The 20,858-nt window shown below is 71.1% G+C and carries 22 protein-coding genes; 7 read left to right on the top strand and 15 right to left on the bottom strand.

Going from position 1 to position 20,858, the window contains the following annotated elements:
• The first annotated feature begins 36 nt into the window (after window positions 1–36).
• The 3 genes from FHX50_RS09475 to FHX50_RS09485 all read left to right on the top strand — a co-directional run bounded on the left by FHX50_RS09475 (window position 37) and on the right by FHX50_RS09485 (window position 3,069).
• On the top strand, window positions 37–585 hold the full coding sequence (locus FHX50_RS09475; RefSeq protein ID WP_183376958.1) for a hypothetical protein: 549 nt from the start codon (window positions 37–39) through the stop codon (window positions 583–585).
• A 61-nt stretch (window positions 586–646) separates the two neighbouring features.
• Complete coding sequence (locus tag FHX50_RS09480; RefSeq protein WP_183376960.1) at window positions 647–1,882, top strand: methyltransferase domain-containing protein; 1,236 nt, start codon at window positions 647–649, stop codon at window positions 1,880–1,882.
• Entirely contained in the window at window positions 1,879–3,069 is a 1,191-nt protein-coding gene (locus tag FHX50_RS09485; RefSeq protein ID WP_183376962.1) for an asparaginase, read from the top strand. The genes FHX50_RS09480 and FHX50_RS09485 overlap by 4 nt, the downstream gene beginning before the upstream one ends.
• Window positions 3,070–3,288: 219 nt before the next feature.
• Here FHX50_RS09485 and FHX50_RS09490 read toward each other — a convergent pair whose 3' ends face one another.
• From FHX50_RS09490 to FHX50_RS09530, 9 genes are all read right to left on the bottom strand, one after another.
• On the bottom strand, window positions 3,289–5,406 hold the full coding sequence (locus tag FHX50_RS09490) for a 3-hydroxyacyl-CoA dehydrogenase NAD-binding domain-containing protein (RefSeq protein ID WP_183376964.1): 2,118 nt from the start codon (window positions 5,404–5,406) through the stop codon (window positions 3,289–3,291).
• A gap of 82 nt (window positions 5,407–5,488) precedes the next feature.
• A complete protein-coding gene (locus FHX50_RS09495) occupies window positions 5,489–6,385 on the bottom strand; it encodes an ABC transporter ATP-binding protein (protein ID WP_183376971.1) in 897 nt (298 codons plus the stop codon).
• Entirely contained in the window at window positions 6,378–7,160 is a 783-nt protein-coding gene (locus FHX50_RS09500) for an ABC transporter permease (protein WP_183376974.1), read from the bottom strand. The genes FHX50_RS09495 and FHX50_RS09500 overlap by 8 nt, the downstream gene beginning before the upstream one ends.
• On the bottom strand, window positions 7,157–7,948 hold the full coding sequence (gene modA / locus FHX50_RS09505) for a molybdate ABC transporter substrate-binding protein (RefSeq protein ID WP_183376975.1): 792 nt from the start codon (window positions 7,946–7,948) through the stop codon (window positions 7,157–7,159). The genes FHX50_RS09500 and modA overlap by 4 nt, the downstream gene beginning before the upstream one ends.
• Window positions 7,945–8,361, bottom strand: a complete 417-nt coding sequence (locus FHX50_RS09510) for a TOBE domain-containing protein (RefSeq protein WP_183376976.1) — start codon at window positions 8,359–8,361, stop codon at window positions 7,945–7,947. Before FHX50_RS09510 ends, modA begins: the two co-directional genes overlap by 4 nt.
• A 73-nt stretch (window positions 8,362–8,434) precedes the next feature.
• On the bottom strand, window positions 8,435–8,830 hold the full coding sequence (locus tag FHX50_RS09515; protein ID WP_183376977.1) for a PIN domain-containing protein: 396 nt from the start codon (window positions 8,828–8,830) through the stop codon (window positions 8,435–8,437).
• Window positions 8,827–9,054, bottom strand: a complete 228-nt coding sequence (locus FHX50_RS09520) for a type II toxin-antitoxin system Phd/YefM family antitoxin (protein ID WP_183376978.1) — start codon at window positions 9,052–9,054, stop codon at window positions 8,827–8,829. Before FHX50_RS09520 ends, FHX50_RS09515 begins: the two co-directional genes overlap by 4 nt.
• A gap of 128 nt (window positions 9,055–9,182) precedes the next feature.
• Window positions 9,183–10,487 carry an acyl-CoA dehydrogenase family protein gene (locus FHX50_RS09525; RefSeq protein WP_183376979.1) on the bottom strand — a complete coding sequence of 435 codons (1,305 nt, stop codon included), beginning with the start codon at window positions 10,485–10,487 and terminating at the stop codon, window positions 9,183–9,185.
• Window position 10,488: 1 nt separating this feature from the next.
• A complete protein-coding gene (locus tag FHX50_RS09530) occupies window positions 10,489–11,712 on the bottom strand; it encodes an acetyl-CoA C-acetyltransferase (RefSeq protein WP_183376980.1) in 1,224 nt (407 codons plus the stop codon).
• 202 nt (window positions 11,713–11,914) lie between these two features.
• On the opposite strand from FHX50_RS09530, the gene FHX50_RS09535 reads away from it, so the two are divergent.
• Window positions 11,915–13,360 carry a hypothetical protein gene (locus FHX50_RS09535; protein ID WP_183376981.1) on the top strand — a complete coding sequence of 482 codons (1,446 nt, stop codon included), beginning with the start codon at window positions 11,915–11,917 and terminating at the stop codon, window positions 13,358–13,360.
• A 31-nt stretch (window positions 13,361–13,391) separates the two neighbouring features.
• Here the strand turns inward: FHX50_RS09535 and FHX50_RS09540 are convergent, their stop codons facing one another.
• Window positions 13,392–14,150, bottom strand: coding sequence for a class I SAM-dependent methyltransferase (locus FHX50_RS09540; RefSeq protein WP_183376982.1), 759 nt, complete (start codon window positions 14,148–14,150; stop codon window positions 13,392–13,394).
• Between the two features lie 67 nt (window positions 14,151–14,217).
• Here FHX50_RS09540 and pdxH point away from each other — a divergent pair, with 67 nt between their 5' ends.
• Complete coding sequence (gene pdxH / locus FHX50_RS09545) at window positions 14,218–14,931, top strand: pyridoxamine 5'-phosphate oxidase (protein WP_183376983.1); 714 nt, start codon at window positions 14,218–14,220, stop codon at window positions 14,929–14,931.
• Between the two features lie 25 nt (window positions 14,932–14,956).
• Here pdxH and FHX50_RS09550 read toward each other — a convergent pair whose 3' ends face one another.
• The 5 genes from FHX50_RS09550 to FHX50_RS09570 form a co-directional block, all read right to left on the bottom strand.
• Window positions 14,957–16,249, bottom strand: coding sequence for an arsenic transporter (locus FHX50_RS09550; RefSeq protein WP_183376984.1), 1,293 nt, complete (start codon window positions 16,247–16,249; stop codon window positions 14,957–14,959).
• On the bottom strand, window positions 16,249–16,707 hold the full coding sequence (locus FHX50_RS09555; protein WP_183376985.1) for an arsenate-mycothiol transferase ArsC: 459 nt from the start codon (window positions 16,705–16,707) through the stop codon (window positions 16,249–16,251). Before FHX50_RS09555 ends, FHX50_RS09550 begins: the two co-directional genes overlap by 1 nt.
• 28 nt (window positions 16,708–16,735) lie before the next feature.
• Window positions 16,736–17,143 (bottom strand): ArsR/SmtB family transcription factor, encoded by a 408-nt coding sequence (locus FHX50_RS09560; protein ID WP_183376986.1) that lies wholly within the window; start codon window positions 17,141–17,143, stop codon window positions 16,736–16,738.
• Window positions 17,144–17,277: 134 nt separating this feature from the next.
• Window positions 17,278–18,633 (bottom strand): phenylacetate--CoA ligase PaaK, encoded by a 1,356-nt coding sequence (gene paaK / locus FHX50_RS09565; protein WP_183376987.1) that lies wholly within the window; start codon window positions 18,631–18,633, stop codon window positions 17,278–17,280.
• Window positions 18,634–18,746: 113 nt separating this feature from the next.
• The gene (locus FHX50_RS09570) at window positions 18,747–19,202 is read right to left on the bottom strand and encodes a hotdog fold thioesterase (RefSeq protein ID WP_183376988.1); all 456 of its coding nucleotides are present in this window, start codon (window positions 19,200–19,202) and stop codon (window positions 18,747–18,749) included.
• A 277-nt stretch (window positions 19,203–19,479) separates the two neighbouring features.
• On the opposite strand from FHX50_RS09570, the gene paaA reads away from it, so the two are divergent.
• Both paaA and paaB read left to right on the top strand, forming a co-directional pair.
• Window positions 19,480–20,502 carry a 1,2-phenylacetyl-CoA epoxidase subunit PaaA gene (gene paaA / locus FHX50_RS09575; protein ID WP_183376989.1) on the top strand — a complete coding sequence of 341 codons (1,023 nt, stop codon included), beginning with the start codon at window positions 19,480–19,482 and terminating at the stop codon, window positions 20,500–20,502.
• Window positions 20,503–20,591: 89 nt separating this feature from the next.
• Window positions 20,592–20,858 carry a 1,2-phenylacetyl-CoA epoxidase subunit PaaB gene (paaB, locus tag FHX50_RS09580; RefSeq protein WP_239376425.1) on the top strand — a complete coding sequence of 89 codons (267 nt, stop codon included), beginning with the start codon at window positions 20,592–20,594 and terminating at the stop codon, window positions 20,856–20,858.

A 20,858-nucleotide genomic window follows, 5' to 3' on the forward strand; every position in this document is an offset into this window, starting at 1 on the left:
ACTGCCCGTCACCCCGATCTGCCCGCTGGAGGCCCCATGTCCGACCGCTCCTCCGCCCCCACCCTGGCACGCCGCCCCCGCCCTCTGCGCGCCGTGGCGGCCGCTGCTCTCGCCGCGGGTGTGCTCGTGACCGGTGCGGCCTGCTCGTCGGACGCCAACGGCGGCGGCAACCCGGGTGCTGAGGTGCGGATGAAGGAGTCCCAGTCGCCCGAGCTGAAGGACGGCGCCGCCTCGGACGCCGGCGGTGCCGAGAACACGGCCGGCAGCGGGGTGCCCCGGATCGATTCCTCCGCCCGAGCCTCCGAGGGCCTGACCGACGCCTGCACCGGCGAAGGCGCCGTCACGATCGCGCAGGGCAAGGAGCCCGAGCCCGCGATGAAGGACGGCGAGGACACGGTGAAGTTCGCGTTCGAGGAGGCGGTGGACGGCGAGCATGTGAAGGCCGCGCAGTTCACGATCGACCTCGGCGACGGGCCGCAGAAGATGGAGCCGGCGAACATCGGCGACCAGTTCGAGATCGGCGAGCACCGCTACTCGGTGACGTCCGTGTGCGACGACAGTGCCGCGCTCGATGTTGTGCAGTGACTCGGGCGTCGCGCCAGCCCGCCCCCTCCCCGGCCCGGCGCCGCGCCGCCGCTGATCCGCCATGACGCTCTGCGCCCACTTCGACCGCGGTGAATGCCGCTCCTGCACCCTCCTCCCCCAGCCGTACCCCGCGCAGCTGCAGGACAGGGACTCCCAGGTCAGGGGCCTGCTGGAGCCGTTCGGCGCGGGGACCGACGGGTGCTGGCTGCCGCCGATCGCCTCGGCGCCGGCCGGTTTCCGGACGAAGGCGAAGATGGTGGTCGCCGGCACCGCCGCGGACCCGATCCTGACTCTGCCGGGGGCTGAGGAGCCCGTCGGCCACTCCCCCGCCCCCTCGGTCTCCGCCGCTCCCGCGCCCGCCGGCGCAGCCGCTCCCGTGGACCTCGCGGACTGCCCGCTGTACCCGCCGATCATCCACGACGTCCTCGCCTCCGCCCGCGAGGTGATCCGCCGCGCCCAGATCCCGCCCTACTCGGTGGCGCGCCGGCGCGGCGAGGTGAAGTTCGTTCTCGTCACCGCCGCGGAGGATCAGGCGCTCGTCCGCTTCGTCCTGCGCAGCGATTCCGCTCTCGGCCGGCTGCGCGAGCACCTCGACAAGCTCGATCCGCGCGCCGTGGTGGTCAGCGCGAACATCCACCCGGAGCATGTGGCCCGCCTCGAAGGCGACGAGGAGATCCCACTGACCGAGCAGCGCGCCATCACGATGCCGGTGGGGGATGTGCCGCTGCGGGTGCTGCCGCAGTCGTTCACGCAGACGAACACGGACGTTGCCGCGCAGCTGTACCGCCAGGTCGGCGACTGGGCCGCCGAGCTCGTCGACGAGAACAGCGGCCCGAGCGGAGGGGCGGGCCTGCGGGCGTGGGACCTGTACTGCGGCGTCGGCGGGTTCGCCCTCCATCTGGCGCAGCGCGGCGCCGTCGTCACCGGCGTGGAGATCTCCGCCGACGCGATCGACTCCGCCCGCGCCACCGCCGAGGCCCTCGGCCTCACCGACAGCACCGGCTTCCATGTCGCGGACGCGACGGCGTGGGCGCGCGAGCAGGACCCGTCGGCCCTCCCCGACCTCGCGGTGGTGAACCCGCCGCGCCGCGGGCTCGGCCCCGACCTCACCGCCTACCTGGAGTCCGCGCCGATCCCCCACGTCATCTATTCGTCCTGCAGCCCGGCGAGCCTCGCCCGCGATCTCGCCGCGATGCCGTCGCTGCGCCTTGTGCGCGGCCGAGTCGTCGACATGTTCCCCCACACGCCGCACGCCGAAGTCGTCGTGCAGCTGACACGGAAGGAGAAGCGCGCATGACAGCGCAGCGCCGCGTCACGATCATCGCCCTCGGCGGCACCATCGCCATGGAGCAGGCAGCGCCCGGCGAGCACGCCGCCCCCGGCACGCCCGCACCCGTCGGCCCCGCCGGCTCCCCCGCCGCCGACTCCCCGGTGCCGGGCGTGGAGGTCACCCGCGTGCAGGTCGCGAACGTGGGCTCGCCGTCGCTGCGGTTCGAGCACGTGCGCGCCGCCCTCATCGCCGCCGATGAGGCCGTCGAGGCGGGGGCCGACGGGGTCGTCCTCACCCACGGAACCGACACCCTCGAGGAGACCGCGTTCCTCCTGTCCCGCCTGTGGACGCGCGAGGAGCCCCTGGTGATCACCGGTGCGATGCGGCCGGCGAACGCCGCCGGTGCCGACGGGCCCGCCAACCTCCGTGACGCGGTCCTGACCGCCACCGCAGAGTCGGCGCGCGGCCTTGGGGTCCTCGCCGTGTTCGACTCCCACCTGCACCTCGGCGACCGCGTCACCAAGACCAGTTCCCGCAGCGTCACCGCCTTCGACTCGGTCCCCTCCGGGCCCATCGGCGTGGTGCATGCGGACGATGTGCGGCTGGTGTACCGGCCGACGGATGCCCCGCTGCGCCTGCTCGCCGGCACGGCGGCGCGGGATCTGCCGGAGGTGCTGCCGAGTGTGCCGATCATCGGAACGGGCCTCGGTGACGACACGACGATGCTCGACCTGATCGCGGCGAGCGTCGGCGCCGGTCCCACGGGCGCCGACGACGGCCCCGGGGCAGGGTCCGCGCAGCCGATGGCAGGGGCGGCGCAACCGCTGGCGGGGCCCGCGCGGCCGGTGGCCGGGGTCGTCATCAACGCCGCCGGGATGGGGCACGTCCCCGCCGGCCACATGGACCCGATCCGGTCGCTGATCAGCGCCGGCGTGCCCGTGGTGGTGTCCACGCGCATCCCAGAGGGCGGCACCTCCACCTACCACTACGCCTACCCCGGCAGCGAGGTCGATCTGATGGATGCCGGTGCCGTCATGGCGGGGGCTCTGAGCGCCCACAAGGCGCGCCTGCTGCTGCAGATGCTCCTCGCCGACGCCGCACAGGGCCCGTCGGCGCCGGCAGCACCCGCGGGCTCGGCGGCGCCGGCAGCACCGGCTGGCCTGCCCACCCTCGCCGATCTGCGCGCAGCGTTCGACGTCTTCAGCTACGAGTAACCCCCGGGGCCCCGTCGGCCCACGCCGCCCGGCCACCGCGCCCCGCGGTGCCCCGCCGCGCCCCGCCGCCGGCGCTCGTACCTCCCGGCCGACGGGTGCCGGCGACCGCGAGCATTGGCGCATAGCGGCACACCGTTCCGTCTATGGAGCTGGTGCGCCGCTATGCGCCCACCGATGCGCGCGGTGACGTGAGTGGGTGGGCACACCGACCCAGCCGCGTCAGAGGAGGCCGCGCTGCCGCAGGTAGGTGCTGATGCCGCCGCGGTGCCGCGGGAAGCCAGCGCCGAGGATGAGCGCGAGGTCGATGTCCTCGATCCGCTGCACCACGCCCTCGTCGACCATGCGGGTGATCTCGTCCGCGAGGCCCTTCTCGACCTCCTCGAGGAGCCGGTCACCGGTCTTCGGCCGCGGCTGGTCCGGCTCGCCCTCATTGGCGCGGGCGAAGACCTCGTCCACCTCGGCGCGCACGGGTGCGGGCGGGCGGTGGCCCTCCTCCGTGAACCGCTCCCCCGCCTCCGCCATGGCGTGCAGGCCGCGCGAGGCGTGGAACCGTTCGGGGCCCTCCTTGTCCACCATCACCTGGCCAACGTGGTCGGCCACGGCGAGGCCCACCATGTCCAGCAGGGTGAGGGGACGCATCGGCAGGCCGAGGGCGTCGAGGGACTCATCGACCTTCTGGGCGGAGGCACCGGCGTCGATCGCGGACAGCACCGTGCCGAGCATGCGGAACAGGAGGCGGTTGACGATGAATCCGGGGGCGTCGGCGGAGTCCACGGCGAACTTCCGCATCCGTCGGACCACTTCGCGGCCGGTGGCGAGGGTGGTCTCGTCGGTGGCGTCGGTGTGGATGACCTCCACGAGCGGCATCTTCGCAACGGGGTTGAAGAAGTGCAGGCCCACCACGCGCTCGGGGTGGTCGAGCTTCGAGGACATCTCGGTGACGGAGAGGCTCGAGGTGTTGGTGACGAGCAGGGCATCGGCCTCCAGGACGTCCTCGAGTTCCGCGAAGACGGACTGCTTGATGCCCATGACTTCGGGGACGGCTTCGAGGACGAGGTCGGCGCCGCGCAGGTCCTCGAGATCCGTGGTGGCGGAGAGGAGCTCGGCGGCGTCCGCATCGCCGGCGTCGGTGAGGATGCGCTGGGCGTTCGCGAGGCCCTTCGCGGCGATGGCGTCGTCGAGATCGCGCATGATGACGGGGACGCGCAGGCCGCGGGCGAGCTGCGCGGCGATCTGGGAGGCCATCAGGCCTGCGCCGGCCACGCCCACCTTCGTGATGTCCTTCGCGCCCTCGATCGGGGTGCGGGACGGCTTGCCGCGGCGGAGCAGTTCAGCGGCATGGAGGGCGCCTTCGGCTGCGGGGGTCTGCGCGAGCTCCACGATCGCGTCGGCTTCGCGGGCGAGGGCGTCCTCGAGGGTGGAGTCGAGCAGCTGGGTGACGAGGGTGAGCACGCGCAGGGTGGCGGGCGCGCCCTGCGCGTCGCGGACGCGGGCGAGCCTCTCCCGCTTCTTCAGCGCCTCCACCAGGGCCTTCGCGCGGTCCGAGTCGGCGGCGGGGAGTGGTTCGGCGCGGTCGGCGGCGGCACCGGCCGCGGCGGCGCTGTCGCCGGCATCTGCGGCGCGGTCGGCGCCGTCGGCGGAGTCTGCGGCGCTGCTGCGGCTGTCCGGGCCGACGGCGCCGGACACACCAGGGTTCTCGGCGACGTAGTCGAGAGCGGCGTCGAGGTCATCGACGAGGGCGAGGACCACGCCGCGCTCCAGGGCGGTCTGTGCGTCCATCGTGCGGTCCTTCGCGGGCTCGTCCACGATGATCGTGAGGGCGTCCTCGGGGTCGATGAGGGCGGGCAGAAGGGTGGTGCCGCCCCAGCCGGGGAGGATGCCGAGGCTGGTTTCGGGCAGTCCGATGCCCTTCACCTGGGGGCCGGCTGTGCGGATCGAGGCCATCAGGGCGGTTTCGAGGCCGCCGCCGAGAGCGGCGCCGTTGATGTGGGCGAGGACGGGGACGTCCACGGTGCGCAGGAGCACCTGCAGCCCGTGCATCTTCCGCGTCATGTCGCGGATGACCTCGGGGTCGGTGCCGGCGGCGAACATGGCGAGGTCAGCACCGGCGAGGAAGATGCGGTCCTCGCCGGTGAGGGCGATGGCGCGGATGTCGCCGTTTCCGGCGGCGGCGACGGCCTGGGCGACGGCTTCGACGAGGTTGTCCACCGACTGCCGGCCGAGCGTGGCGGGTTTGGGGCCGCCGGCGCGGGCGGTGATCACGCCGACGGGGCCGAGCGTCGCGTGGTCGCGGACCTCGTAGTCGAAGGCGGTGACCTGTTCGGTGTAGTTCGTCATTGTCGGCGTCCTCCTCGGCGCTCACAGGTATCCGGTACTCCCGGTTGCAGGTACCAGTGTGGCGCATGAGGCTGGACCGCCGCTACCCCGTGCCGCCCTCCCCCGCGCCGCGCTCGCCGCTGCCCCTCGGCGACGCGCTCCCCTGCTGGCCCTCGCCGCGCTCCCCCGCTGCCCGCAGGAGCTCCTCGAAGCGGGAGCGGCTGAGCGTCACGGAATCCTCCGCGTCGTCTGCCCGATCGGTGCCGACGAAGTCCTCCACGAACGGCGTCTGCGCCGACGCCAGTACGGCATCCGTCGGCCCCTCCGCGACCAGACGGCCGCCTTCGATGACGGCCACGCGGTCCGCGAGCGCGAGCACGTCCAGCACATCGTGGGTGACGAGCAGCGCTGTGGTGCCGGCGAGGCGGGCCCGCAGCAGGCGGCGCATCGCCGGGGCGAGGGCGGCGTCGAGCGCGGCGAGGGGCTCGTCGAGCAGGACGAGGTCGGGGTCGGTGGCCAGCGCACGGGCCAGGGCGATGCGCTGCGCCTGGCCGCCGGAGACCTGGTGCGGGCGGCGGCCGGCGAAGTCACCGCAGCCGACGGCCTCCAGCTCCTCGCGGGCCCGGGCGCGCGGCCGGCGCACACCGTGGGCCCGCATGCCGAACTCCACGTTCGCCAGCACGCTCATGTGGGGGAAGAGCAGGGCGCGCTGTTCGAGGCAGCCGAGGCGCCGGCGGTGGGCCGGCAGGCCGGTGAGATCGCGGTCGCCGAGGGTGACAGTAGAGCCGTGGCCGGTGAGGGTTCCGGCGAGGACATCGATCGTGGTGGTCTTGCCGGCTCCGTTCGGGCCGATCAGCGCGAGGGTGGTGCCGAGCGGCCAGGTGAGGTCGAGGTCCACGGCGCGGTCGGGGACGCGGGCGCGGACGTGGACGGCGGGGCCGACGGGGGCCGCGGCGCCGTCGGGGCGGGCGGGATCCACGGCGCCGACGGAGTCAGTCATGGCTGCTCCTCACCTGCAGCCGCATGGAGATGCCGACCACGACCGCGGCGACGCCGAGGAGGATCGCGGCGAGCGCCATGGAGAGTTCGGAGTCGGATTCGCGCAGCAGGTAGATCTCCAGCGGCACGGTCCGCGTCACGCCCTGCAGGGAGCCCGCGAACGTGATGGTGGCACCGAATTCGCCGAGCGACCGCGCGAATGCGAGGGCGGTGCCGGAGGCGATGGCGGGCAGCACGGTCGGCAGCGTGACGCGGAGGAATGTGCGGGTGGGGCCGGCGCCGAGCAGGGCGGCGGCCCGCTCGAGCCGGCGGTCCGAGGCGCGGATCGCCCCTTCCAGCGCCACGATCAGGAACGGCAGGGACACGAACACCTGCGCGATCACAACGGCGATGGTGGTGAAGCCGATCTGCAGTCCGAAGGCGTCGAGCTTCTCGCCGATGAGGCCGCGCCGGCCCAGGGTCACCAGCAGCGCCATACCGGCCACCACGGGCGGCAGCACCATCGGCACGGTCACCAGGGTGCGCGCCCAGGGCGTCCACCAGGCGCGGGAGCGGGCGAGGATGTGCGCGGCGGGGATGCCGAGCAGCATCACCACGACGGTGGAGGCCAGGCAGGTGCGGATGCTGAGTCCGAGGGCGTCACGGGCGGTGGGCCGGGCGAGCAGTTCCGGGATCTGCGACCACGACACGGTGGCGAGCAGACCCGCCAGGGGGATCACGAGGATGCCGAGGGCGAGGGCGAACGGCGCCCACGCCCACGCCGGCGGCCGGGTCACTGGACGCCGAACCCGTAGGAGCGCAGGAGGTTCTGCCCCTTCTCACCGGTGAGGTCCGAGATGAACGCACGGGCGGCCGACGGGTTCTTCGCCTCCGCCGTCACCGCGACCCAATAGGTGCTGGGGTGCTCGCTCGCGGCGGGGATCGGGAAGGTCTTCACCGTGTCTCCGGCGTTCTTGGCGTCGGTGCGGTACACCAGGCCGGCGTCGGCTTCGCCGCTGGTGACGGCGCCGAGCACGTTCGTCACGGAGGTCTCCTCGGACACGGGCCTGAGGTCGAGGCCGGCGGTGTCCGCGACCTTCAGGGAGGCGGCTCCGCACGGCACGGACTTCTCGCACACCACGAGGCGGGTGCCGTTCAGGGAGTCATCGAAGCCGGTGATGCCGGCGGGGTTGTCCGCGGGGGTGACGAGCACGAGCTCGTTCGTGGCGATCTGCTGCGGTTCCCCATCGAGGAGGCCGGCCTTCTCGGCGGCGCGCATGGTGCGCTCGTCCGCGGTGACGAGGACGTCCGCGGGGGCGCCCTGCTTGATCTGCTCCACGAGCCCGGAGGAGCCGTCGAACGAGAAGGACTCCTGCACGGCGGTGGAGTCGGCGAACTCCTCGAACGGGGCGGTCAGGGATGCGGCGGCGAACACGGTGACGGGCTGGGCGCCGTCGGACGCACCGGAGCCGTCGGCGCTGGACCCGCCGGCGGATCCGCAGGCGGTGAGGGCGAGGGCGGCGGTGGCGGCGAGGGCAGCAGCTGCGCGGATGGGGAGGGCGGGATGAGCGGGGCGGAGAGTCACAGGAGGGCCTTTTCGATCTGAACATCGGTGGACTTCACCAGGGCGGAGGCGACGGAGCCGACGTCGAGGCCGAGCTGGTCAACAGCGTCCGTGGTGATGACGGAGACGACGTGGAACGGCCCGGCCTGCAGCTCCACCTGGCTGAGCACGTCGCCGCGGCGCAGCGCCACGACGAGGCCGGTGAAGCGGTTGCGGGCCGATCGGGTGCCGGCGCGGTCGTCGAGCGCGCCTGCGCTGGCGGCGGCGGACTCCGCGGTGTCACTGGCGAGGCGTGCGAGGTCAGCGCCGTCCACGACCTTCACCCCGGCGCTGTCCTTGGCAGCGCTGAGGCGGCCCTGGTCGATCCAGCGGCGCACGGTGTCGTCGCTGACGCCGAGCAGAGCGGCTGCACGGGATATCCGAATCTGCGTCATAACTCCGCAGTCTACACCGCATCTGCGGAGTCAACGTGGGGCCGGAGTCCGCGTTGGCGGATACGCCACCGCGTCAGGCCTCCGCGAAGACGGTTCGCACGAGACCAGCCGAGAGGACAACCCGGTCCGCCGTCACGAGCTGGGCTCGATGCCGTATCGCATGGGAGACGATCATGCGGTCGAAGGGGTCCCGGTGATCCCACGAAAGGGCTCCCGCGAGGATCATGTCCTCGCCCGTCAGAGGAATCTCGAGGATCCGAGCCTCCTGGAGGAGCTGACTCCACGACTGCAGGACCGGTTCACCGGCGAGTTTTCCCACTCGCGTTCTTTGGGCGATCTCGAACGCGGAGGCCGCGGACACCACAAGCCGGTTCTCCGCCTTCTGGAGCTCCTCGCGGAGCTCAGCCTTCACACGCCCCGGGGAACCGAGCAGCCAGAGAAGCACATGGGTGTCGAGAAGATACGTCACTCCCACAGAGCAGCCTCGGACTCATCCATGGGTGCGCCGAAATCGTCGCTCACGGAAATGAGCCCCTCAAGCTGACCAAAGCTTCGCGTGTCGCCGCTCGCCACCGGGACAAGGACGGCTCGGGGTCGATGCGCTCGTGCGATCACAACCGACTCACCGGCCTCCGCTCGGGCCACGAGCGCTGACAGCTGCGCTTTGGCTTCCGCAATGTTGTACACAGTCATGCCACCATGATTCCTTGACCAACTGAGTTGGTCAAGGTTCAGGTCAGGGCTGTTCGCAGTGAAGGGCACGACACATGGAGCCCCTCCCGGAGCCACGCGAACGCCCTGGGCCACGCGAGCACGCTGGCCTACGCGAACGCGCTCACTCCGGCGATCTCACGGCCCACGAGCAGCGACTGGATCGTGTCGGTGCCTTCATAGGTGTGGAGCGCTTCGATGTCGGCCATGTGCCGGATCACCTGGTTCTCCAGCAGGATCCCCACCCCGCCGAGCAGGTCGCGCGCCTCCGCAGCAACGGACCGGGCGGCGCGGGTGCAGTGCACCTTCGCCATGGACGCCTGCACCGGTGTCAGCGTGCCCGCCTCATCGAGCTGAGCCACGCGGAAGCAGTGCAGCTGCGCCCCCACGAGGGTCTGCAGCATGTCCGCGAGCCGCACCTGCACATGCTGGGACTTCGCGAGCGGCCTGCCGAACTGGGTGCGGTCCTTCGCGTACTGCGCGGCGATCTCGAAGCAGGCGATGGCGTGCCCGAGCGCGCCCCAGGCCACACCGGCGCGGGTCGCTGCGAGCACGCGGCCCGTGTCCTTGAAGGAGCGGGCCTCCGGCAGACGCGCATCCAGCGGCACTCGCACACCGTCCATGCGGATGTGCGCCTGGTGGATGGCGCGCAGGGACAGCTTCCCTTCGATGAGGTCGGCGCTGTACCCGTCGAGGTGCTGCTCCACGATGAAGCCGGAGACCTGCCCGTGCAGCTGCGGATCGGACTCGTCATCCACGCGCGCCCACACCACGGAGACGTCGCAGTTCGCGCCGTTGCCGATCCACTTCTTCTCCCCGGTGATGACCCAGTGATCGCCCTCGCGGCGCGCCACTGTTTCCAACGCAACGGAGTCGGAGCCGTGATCCGGTTCGGTGAGGGCGAATGCGCCGAGCTTCTCGGCGGAGGCGAGCGCGGGCAGCCACTTGTCCTTCTGCTCCTGGGACCCGAGCAGGGCGATGGAGCGGGCGCAGAGCCCTGCCTGCACGCCGACGACCGTGCCCATGGAGCCGTCGATGCGGGACATCTCCATCGTCACGAGGCCCGCACCCAGGGGGGAGAGCCGCCGGTGGCCGGGGATATCGAGGCCGTCGGTGAGGAGGTCGGAGTCGGCGAGGAGCCGCACCAGGTCCATCGGGTATTCGGCGGCCTCCCACGCCTCGTTGATGCGCGCGAGGATCGGCTCGGTCAGGGCGTGCGCGGCCTGCCACGCTTCGAGGTCCTCCCCCTGCACGCCGGCGAACAGGCCGTAGTAGTCGGTGACGGGGCTGAGGGGGTACCCGTCGGCCGCGGGGAGGGGGCGGCCAGCGGAACCCGTCGGAGGGGCGGTGGCGGCTGGGCCGGCGGGGGCGCTGTCGCGGCCGACGGGGCCTGGGGTGGCGGGGGCAGGGGTCATGTCAGCGGATCCTTTCGATGATGACGGCCATGCCCTGGCCGCCGCCCACGCAGAGAGTGGCGAGGCCGTAGCGGCCGTCCCTCTCCTCGAGGCCGTTGATGAGGGTGGTGATGAGGCGGGCGCCGGTCATGCCCCAGGGGTGGCCGAGGGCGATGGCGCCGCCGTGGACGTTGAGCTTGTCGTCCGGGATGCCGAGTTCGCGCTGGGAGGCGACGACCTGCGCGGCGAACGCTTCGTTGAGCTCCACCAGGTCGATGTCCTCCATGGTGAGGCCGGCCTGGTCGAGGGCTCGGCGGGTGGAGTCGATGGGGCCCAGGCCCATGATCTCGGGACTGAGGCCGGTGACGGCGCTGGTGACGATGCGCGCGAGCGGTGTCAGGCCGAGCTCGCGCGCCTTCTCCTCGCTCACGAGGATGAGGGCGGCGGCGCCGTCGTTGACGGGGCAGGCGTTGCCGGCGGTGACGGTGCCGCCGGGGCGGAACACGGGCTCGAGCGCGCCGGTCGCCTCCAGGGTGGCGCCGTGGCGGGGGCTGTCGTCCGTGTCGACGACGGTGCCGTCGGACAGGGTGACGGGGGTGATCTCGCGGGCGAAGAAGCCGGACTTCTGCGCCTGTTCGGCGCGGTTCTGCGACATGACCGCCCACGCGTCCTGGTCCTCGCGGGAGATGCCGCAGTGCTCGGCGACGTTCTCCGCGGTCAGCCCCATCGCGATGTACGGATCGGGCAGCTCGCCGCTCTCGCGCGGGTCCCGCCACGGCATCTGGCCGGGGGCGCTCTGGGCGCGCTTCTCGGTGCGCTCCCACGCGTCGCGGAAGATCGGGTTGCGGACGTCCTCATCGATGATGCGGGCCCCGGCGCCGATGGAGAGGGATTCGACGCCGGCGGCGATAACAACATCCGCCTGACCTGCGGCAATGGCGTTCGCGGCGTTGCGGGTGGCCTCGAGGCTGGAGGCGCAGAAGCGTGTGACGGTAGCGCCGGGGACGTGGTCGAGACCCGCGAGGATCGCGACGGTGCGGGCGAGGTTGCCGCCCTGATGGCCTTCGGGGATGGCACAGCCGAGCTGCAGGTCGTCGATCTCGGCGCGGTCCAGTGCGGGGATCGTCTCGAGGGCCGCGGTGATGATGTGGGCGGCGAGGTCGTCCGGGCGCAGGTCCTTCAGGGAGCCCTTGCGGGCGCGGCCGATGGGGGTGCGCGTGGCGGCGACGATGACGGGGGTGGGCACCTGTGCCTCCTGCCTTCTCAGGTATGTGGTACTCACGGTTCTATGTACCGGGGTCCATTGTGGCGCACGCACCGCGAGCGCGCCACCGGATCGGCCGAATCCGCGGTCCGACGAGTGCACCCGCCCGCTGTTTCCTGGACAATGAACCAGCCCACCACCGATCAGCCCGACCCGACCGGAGACCCGCCCCATGGAGGAGCCCATGCCGAACCGCCGCCTGCTGCTGCGCTCCGTCGGCACCGGCGCCGTCGCCGCGCTCGGTCTGCTCGGCCTCGCCGGAGCGACCCGCCAATCCCGGTGGGCCCGCTCCGACCTCCTCTCCGAAGCCGTCGTGTTCGACGGCACCTCCCGCCGACTCCTGCGCCGCACCGAGATGGACGACCTCATCCCCGGCACTCGAGTCATGCACACCGCCGAGCGGGCCGACGACCTCGTCACCGCCACGGAGGGCTTCCTCGCCCAGGCCCAGCTGCCGGTGCTGCGGACCCCGTCGGCCCTCCCCCGCGACCTCGACACCCAGGCCCTTCTCGACATCCACTCACTCACGTGGGAGCTGCCCTCACCGGTGGCGGCGTGGACGCCGGCCTGGCGGTACACGTGGCCGCGCGACACCGCGCACGTCATCGCCGCGCTCACCGGGCGGGGGCAGTGGCCGTGGGCGCTCGCCCTGCTGGAGACCCTCGCGGCCCAGCAGCGGCCCGACGGCCGCTTCGAAGCCCGCTACATCCCCGGCACGAACCGCACCCCCGATGCCCGGCCGCTGCAGCTCGACGGCTGCGGCTGGTTCCTGTGGGCCGCCGCCGACCTCCTCGCCGATGAGCCCGCGCTCGCCGGGCCCGCCGCCGAGAAGCCGCGCGGCCGGGTGGATGCGCCGCGGGAGCTGCGAGCGGCGCTGGCGCGGTCGGCTGCGGCGCTGATGCGCGCCACGGGCCGACGGAGCCTGCTGCCGCCCCCGAGCCCCGACTACTGGGAGGTGGCCGAGCGTCGCCTCACCCTTGCCACCGGCGCCATGGCCGCAGCGGGCCTGCACGCCGCATCGCGCCTGGTCAGCGCCGGCATCCTCACCGATGAGGACCTCGCCGGCGCAGGGTCAGTGCCGGTGCTGACCCGCGGCTCGACGACCTCCTCTGCGCCTCTGACTGCGGGCATGCTGGCCCAGCGTCGTGATGGGACGACGGCGGCGCTGATCGCCCGGTTCCGTCGGCGCGGATACCAGCGGTACGCCCTCGGCGGCGGTGTGGACGCGGGCGTGCTCATGCTGCTGCCGCCGTACCTGCCGCGCGCGGTGTCGGACGCGAACCCGCAGGTGATCGACGCGGCGCTCGCGGCGTACGAGAAGATGCGCCGGCCCGCCGGCGGTGTTGCGCCCGGCGCCGGGTGGAAGAAGGACGGCATCTCATGGACCCCGCAGACGGCGATGTTCGCGCAGGCCTACGCCCATCTCGGGATGGAGAAGGAGTCCCGCACCGTGCTGCGGTGGCTTGCAGAGCACCGGACCGCGGCGGGCGCGATCCCGGAGAAGGTGCTGTCCGACGGCACGCCCGCGGCAGTAGCGCCGCTGGCGTGGAGCGCCTCGCTGATCGTCGCGACGCTGACGCAGCTGGACGCCGCGCGGCGCTCGGAGCCCGCACGCGCTGCGGACGCGTAGGACAGCCGCCCGCGACGGGTCAGTGCGTGCGTCAGCGCAGGCGGCGCAGCACGGTGAGGGTGTCGTCGATGGTGCCGGTCTGACCGTCGGGTCCGGTCACCTCCCGCACCACCACCTCGGAGCGCTCGATGCTGTAGTCGCCGGTAGCGATGAGATCCGCGAAGAGCGCGCGTTCGTGTTCGGGGCGGATCTCGTGGAAGGACCGCGGCTCACCCTCAGCATGCTCGTGCCCCGCCTTGTGCTCGCTCTCCTTCCACGACGGGTGCGAGCCGTGGGACAGCATCACCAGCGCACCGCCCGGCGCCAGCCACGTCGCGGCGCGGCGCAGCACGCTCTCACGGTCGAGTCCGGCGAAGGACTGGAAGAAGCTCGCGGTGATCAGGCCGTAGCCGCCGGCATCGGCGCGGCCGCCGTCGGCCCGGAACCCGTCGACCCCGAACCCGTCGGTCCCTTCCCCTGCGGGACCCTCCCAGGCCTCGAGGTCGCGGGCGAGGAAGCGGGCGCTGCCACCGGGGTGTGCCCCGTCGGCTCCCGCCGTCAGGCCCTCCTGCTCGGCGCGGGCGGTGGCGCGGTCCACGGCGACGGTCGAGATGTCCACGCCGGTGACTCTCCACCCGGCGCGGGCGAGCCAGAGGGCGTCGCCGCCCTCCCCGCAGCCGAGGTCGAGGGCGCGGCCCGGCTGCATGCCGATCGCGGTGACCGCCGCGCCCAGGGTGGGGTTGACGTTTCCGGTCCACAGGGCGTCGCGTTCGCTGTAGCGGGCATTCCATTCCTCGGCTGCGCTCATCATGAGTGCAGGCTAGCGGGAACGGCGGGATAATGGCCGTGAACAGCCGCTGCGACGAAGGAGCACCACCATGACCGGATCCGCCCCCGACCTCCGACGCGAACGCATCGACTACCACGAAGGCACCCTCACCGAAGCGGACGCCGGCCGCGACCCGCACGCCCTGTTCGACCGCTGGATGCAGGACGCCATCACCCGCCGCGACGAGAAGGACGACCTGCCCGAACCCAACGCCATGGTGGTCGCCACCGCGGACCGCGCCACCGGCCAGCCGCACTCGCGCACCGTGCTGCTGAAGGGCCACGAGGACGGCCGGTTCCTGTTCTTCACCAACTACGAGTCCGCCAAGGGCCGCGAAATCGCGGAGAACGACCGCGTCGCCATCAACTTCACCTGGTTCCCACTGCAGCGCCAGATCCGCATCGAAGGCACCGCCGCGAAGCTGCCCGGCGCCGAATCCGACGCCTACCACGACGTGCGGCCCCGCGGAGCCCAGATCGGCGCCTGGGCGTCACCACAGTCGCAGACGATCACCGACCGCGAGGAGCTGAACCGCCGCAACGAGGAGGCCGCCGCCCGCTTCGACGGCGAGGACACCGTGCCCCGCCCGCCGCATTGGGGCGGGTACGCCGTCACGGCGCACCGCTTCGAGTTCTGGCAGGGCGGCGGCGACCGCCTCCATGACCGCCTCGTGTTCGAACCCGTCGGCCCTGACACCGACGGCGCCAGCCCGGCCAGCCCCTCCGCCCGCAGCGAATGGACCGTGACGCGCCTCGCGCCCTGAGCTCAGGCCGCCCCCGGGTCCCGAGTCAGCCGACGATCATCAGCCAGCCCGCGAGCGCCGCGAGGGTGACGGCGAGGACGGGCAGGGTCAACACGATGCCGGTGGTGAAGTAGCGGCCCCAGCCGATGTGGATCCCCTTCTTGTCCAGCACGTGCAGCCACAGCAGCGTGGCGAGCGATCCGATCGGGGTGATCTTCGGACCGAGGTCCGAGCCGATCACGTTGGCGTACACCATCGCTTCGTGCGTGAGCCCGGTGGCGCCCGCACCGGCGATGGCGAGCGCGGCGATCAGCACCGTGGGCATGTTGTTCATCGCCGAGGCGAGGAACGCGACCACGATCCCCACGCCGAGAGCGGTGACGAGCACACCATGGTCGCCGAAGAACGAGAACAGACGCGCGAGCTGGTCGGTGAGCCCCTGGTTCTTCAGGCCGAAGACCACCAGGTACATGCCGATGGAGAACAGCACGATCTGCCACGGCGCACCTTTGATCGACTCCCACACCGGCACCACCTTGTTCTTCGACGCCACCGCAATAAGGACCAGCGTGCCGATCCCAGCGATCACGGACAGCGGGATGCCGAGGGGATCCGCGGCGAAGTAGCCGACGAGCAGCAGAGCGAGAACACCCCAGCCGGCTCTGAAGGTCAGGGGGTCCTTCACGGCGGCCGACGGGTTCGGCAGCGCCTCGACGCTGTACGTCTTCGGGATGGAACGACCGAAGTAAAGCAGCAGGACCGCGAGCGAGGCGAGCACGGACACTATGCCGATGGGCACCATCACGGTGGCGTAGCGAGCGAAGGAGATGCCGAAGAAATCGGCCGAGACGATGTTCACGAGGTTCGAGACGACCAGCGGCAGTGACCCGGTGTCGGCGATGAACCCCGTCGCCATGACGTAGCCGAGGGCAGCACGCCCGTCGATCCTCAGGGCGCGGAGAATGCCGATGACGATCGGTGTGAGGATGAGCGCGGCGCCATCATTTGCGAACACCGCCGCTACAACGGCTCCGAGAGCGATGATCAGAACGAACAGCAGGCGCCCGCTGCCCCGGCCCCAGCGGGCCACGTGCAGCGCGGCCCATTCGAAGAACCCGGCTTCGTCCAGCAGCAGGGAGATGAGGACGATCGCGACGAACGCGAGGGTGGCGTTCCAGACGATCCCGACGACTTCGGGGACGTCCGACAGACCCACGACGGTGGTGGCGAGAGCAAGAACCGCGCCGATGAGGGCGGAATAGCCGATGGGGAATCCCTTCGGCTGCCAGATGACGAGGGTGAGGGTGGCGGCGAAGATCCCGAGGGCGACAAGCGTCATCAGCGGACGGTCCTTGTCTTCTCGCTCTTCAGCCCGTCGAGGAGCTCGCGGACCCGTCCGTCGATGTCATCGCGCACCAGGCGCATCCGCTCCATCCCCTCGATGCCGCGTGCGCTGGGCTCATCGGTGATCCAGGTGTCGATCTCGGCACGCATGCCGTCCACGGGCTCCACCTGTGCTTCACTGCCGAGCACGATGACGCGGTCGGCGCGGCACAGCAGGTCGGGGTCGATGGCGGTGGGGGTCCCCTGGGACATGTCGGCGCCGACTTCAGCGATCGCAGCGGCCGATTCCTCATTGATCGAGGTGCCCGGGTTCGTGCCGGCGGAGTGGACCTCGACGGTGTCACCGCCGTGCTTGGCCGCGAGGGCCGCTGCCATCTGGGACTTGCCTCCGTTGCGGGTGCAGATGAACAGGAGAGTGGGGGTGCTGGCGGGGCTGCTGGGAGTATTCGTCATCGAGGGGCCTTTCGGAGATGGCGGCAGTTCACGCAGTCGGTTCGGCGCTGCTGCGCATGTCTGTACCGATGGGGTCAGACGGCGTGAGACAGCACGCCTCAGTCGCCTCAGGGATGAGGGATGCCAGGTGCGCCAGCGAATGCACGGGCGTGGCGAGCTGTTCGCAGCAGATCGAGTACACGTTGGAGCGCCCCTGGGCGCTGACGGTGATCATGCCGGCGTCACGCAGCGCTGCTATGTGGTGGCTGACCAGCGCCTGGCTGAGTCCGGTGGAGTCCTGCAGATCTTTGTTGGACGCAGGTCCGTCCGCGAGGGTCAGCAGGAGCGTGAGTCGATTCTCGTCCGCCAGAGCCCGCATCACCGGGAGCAGCTGCTGCGCCTGCTCGCGCGGCGCGTTCCCAGCGTCCTGCAACTGTGGCACGGGTGAGTCAACCATGCCACTATTATCCATAAGCAGGCATTGATGTGACAAATCTGCGCTGATGCAAGAAGCGCAGGTGCGCGGAGCAACTCACCTCGGAGCCCAGTCCTCCGCTAACGCGCTCCGCGCACCCTCCAGATCCCTGCAGATCAACTGCGGGTGAGGTCCGCTTCGTCCATGCGGTAGTCGTATACGCGCTTGTACTTGCCCTGCGAACGCGGCAGCGTGCCCGGCTCCACCGTCTCCACATCCACCGTGGAGCCGATGCGGTTCTTGATCAGGCGCCGCAGCAGCTGCGCCGCACCCGTGATGTCCTCCTGGGGAACGCCGGGCACGGACTCGATCTTCACGGTCAGGGAGTCCATGCGGCCCTTGCGGTGCAGCTCGAGGATGAAGTGCGGGGTGAGGTGCTCGATCTCCACCGCGATCTCCTCGATCTGGGTGGGGAACAGGTTCACGCCCCGCAGGATGATCATGTCGTCCGTGCGGCCGGTGATCTTCTGCATCCGTCGGAACGCAGGCCGGGCGTCGCCCGGAAGCAGAACGGACAGGTCCTTGGTGCGGTACCGGATGATCGGCAGCGCTTCCTTCTGCAGGGTGGTGAACACCAGCTCGCCCTGCTCCCCGTCGGGCATGGTGCGGGAGAGGTCATCGGGGTCGACGATCTCGGGGTAGAAGTAGTCCTCCCACACGGTGGAGCCCTGCTGGTGGTCGACGGATTCACCGGACACGCCGGGCCCGGTCACTTCGGAGAGGCCGTAGATGTCGGTGGCCTTCAGTCCGAGGCCCTTCTCGATCTCCTGGCGCATCGGCTCGGTCCACGGCTCCGCACCGAGGATGGCGATCTCCAGGGAGGAATCGGCCGGGTCGAGGCCCATGTCCCGCATCGCATCCATCACGGTCAGCAGGTAGCTGGGGGTGCAGCAGATGACGCGGGGCTTGAAGTCGCGGATCACCTGGACCTGGCGGTCGGTCTGGCCGCCGGACATGGGGATGACGGTGCAGCCGAGCTTCTCGGCACCGGCGTGGGCACCGAGTCCGCCGGTGAACAGGCCGTACCCGTAGGCGTTGTGGACCATATCGCCGGGGCGGACACCGGACAGGCGCATGGAGCGCGCCACCACGGTCGCCCACGCGTCGAGGTCGTTGTGGGTGTAGCCGACGACCGTCGGCCGGCCGGTGGTGCCGGAGGAGGCGTGGATGCGGGGGATCTCGCTGAGCGGCTTGGCGAACATGCCGAACGGGTAGGCGCGGCGGAGGTCCTCCTTGGTGGTGAAGGGGAACTTCGCGAGGTCACTCATCTCGCGGATGTCGTCCGGGTGGACGCCGGCGTCATCGAACTTCTCCCGGTACATCGGGGCGTTCTCGTAGGCGTGGCGGACGCTCCACTTCAGCTTCTCCAGCTGGAACTCCTCGAGCCTGTCGCGGCTCCAGGTTTCGCGTTCGTCGAGGCCGTCGTTGGTGGTGGTGACGAGGGGTTCGGCGGCGGTGTGCACGTTGGTCATGGTGTGCCTTTCATCGTTGAAGGGCCGGCGGTGTCCGTCGGTGCTTCGGCTGCGGGTGGGCGGTGGATCGGATCATTCGGTCGGAGGGCCAGCGGGGGCCGGAGTGTCAGGGCTCAGCGTCGGGGGACGGTGCGTGAGCGACCCCGGAACAGCGCCACAACGGTGCTGGGGCCGCTGCCGGACCCGTCGGCCCCGGGGTCCTGGGCGGTGACGGTGACGTCGTAGATGCCGGAGCGGCCCTCGTGCTGGGCGACGGCGTGGGCGGTGAGGACCTGCCCGTCGGTGGCGGGGCGCAGGAAGTTGATGTCCACGCCGGAGGCGACGGTGACGCTGTCGAGGTCGGCGGCGTCATTGCAGGCGATGGCGAAGGCGGTGTCGGCGAAGGCGAAGATCATGCCGCCGTGCGCGGTGCCGTGGCCGTTGAGCATCTCGCGGCGCAGGCGCATCCGCACGAGCGCATCGCCGTAGTCGGCGCGCACCACCTCGACCCCCATCCATTGGGAGGCGAAGTCGTTCTCCAGCATGGGGTGGTGGCCCGCGAGCGCCTGCGGGTCCGACGGGTTCGTCATCCGGGCGACCCCTTCCATTTACTGAATGAGTGTTCAGGTAATGCACGAGCACTGTTTCATGTGCTCACGGTCACACGGGGCGGTTTCGGGGCGCGTGCGCGCAGATGCAGACCCCGTGCACGCATCGTCAATCACCCCCTGTGACGCGGCACGAACCCTTCCTGTGACGCGGCGCGAACCCTCCCTGTGACCCAGTTGACACCCGTCCGCGAATCCGCCAATACTGAACGACAGGTCAGGAATTCGGCGCCGATGCCGACCCACCCAGGAGGACACCATGACCACCACCCACGACCCCCGCGCAGCCAGCAGCGCCGACGAGCTCACCGCCGAGCAGCTGCAGGAGCGGTTCGACGCGCTCATCGCCGCCGATCAGCGCATCGAACCCACCGACTGGATGCCGGAGGACTACCGCCGCACCCTCGTGCGACAGATGTCCCAGCACGCCCACTCGGAGATCATCGGCATGCAGCCGGAGGGCAACTGGATCACGCGGGCGCCCTCGTTGAAGCGCAAGGCGATCCTGATGGCGAAGGTGCAGGACGAAGCCGGTCACGGGCTCTATCTGTACTCCGCTGCGGAGACCCTCGGCACCCCACGCGATGAGATGTTCGAGCAGCTGATGAGCGGCCGCGCGAAGTACTCCTCGATCTTCAACTACCCGGCCAGGTCCTGGGCGGACATGGGCGCGATCGGCTGGCTGGTGGACGGCGCCGCGATCTGCAACCAGGTGCCGCTGTGCCGCGCGTCGTACGGCCCGTACGGCCGGTCGATGGTGCGCATCTGCAAGGAGGAATCGTTCCACCAGCGGCAGGGATGGGAGATCCTCTACACCCTCAGCCACGGCACCCCGAAGCAGAAGCAGATGGCGCAGGACGCCGTGAACCGGTTCTACGGCCCAGCGCTGCAGATGTTCGGCCCACCCGATGACCAGTCGCCGAACTCGCAGCAGTCGATGGACTGGAAGATCAAGCGCTTCTCCAACGATGAGCTGCGCCAGCGCTTCGTGGACATGATCGTGCCGCAGGCCGAAGCGCTCGGCCTCACCCTGCCGGACCCTGACCTGGCGTGGAATGAGGAGCGCGGCCACTACGACTACGGCGAGCTCGACTGGGACGAGTTCTTCGGCGTCATCAAAGGCCACGGGCCGTGCAATCAGCAGCGCCTGCAGCACCGCATCGACGCCCACGAGAACGGCGAATGGGTGCGGGAGGCCGCTGCCGAGTACGCCCGGAAGATGCAGGAGCGCGCCGCCCGCGCCGACACCGACACCGCACCAGCAGGAAGCGAGCAGCGATGACCAGCGAGAACACACCAGCGCAGGCACCCGTCGGCCAGCAGTCCGAGAGCGCGACCGGCGGCGCCCCCGCGGGCCGGCACCAGTGGCCGATGTGGGAGGTGTTCGTGCGCCCCTCGCGCGGCCTCTCGCACGTGCACGCCGGGTCGCTGCACGCCCCCGATGCGCAGATGGCGCTGCGCAACGGCCGCGACCTCTACACGCGCCGCAACGAGGGCGTGTCCGTGTGGGTGGTGCCCACAGCGGAGGTGTCCGCCTCGGACCCGGACCGTCGGGATGCGTTCTTCGAATCCGCCAAGGGCAAGGAGTACCGCCACGCCACCTATTACACGAAGAGCGAAGGGGTGAAGCACCTGTGA

Source organism: Helcobacillus massiliensis (assembly GCF_014191425.1).
Lineage (GTDB): Bacteria > Actinomycetota > Actinomycetes > Actinomycetales > Dermabacteraceae > Helcobacillus > Helcobacillus massiliensis.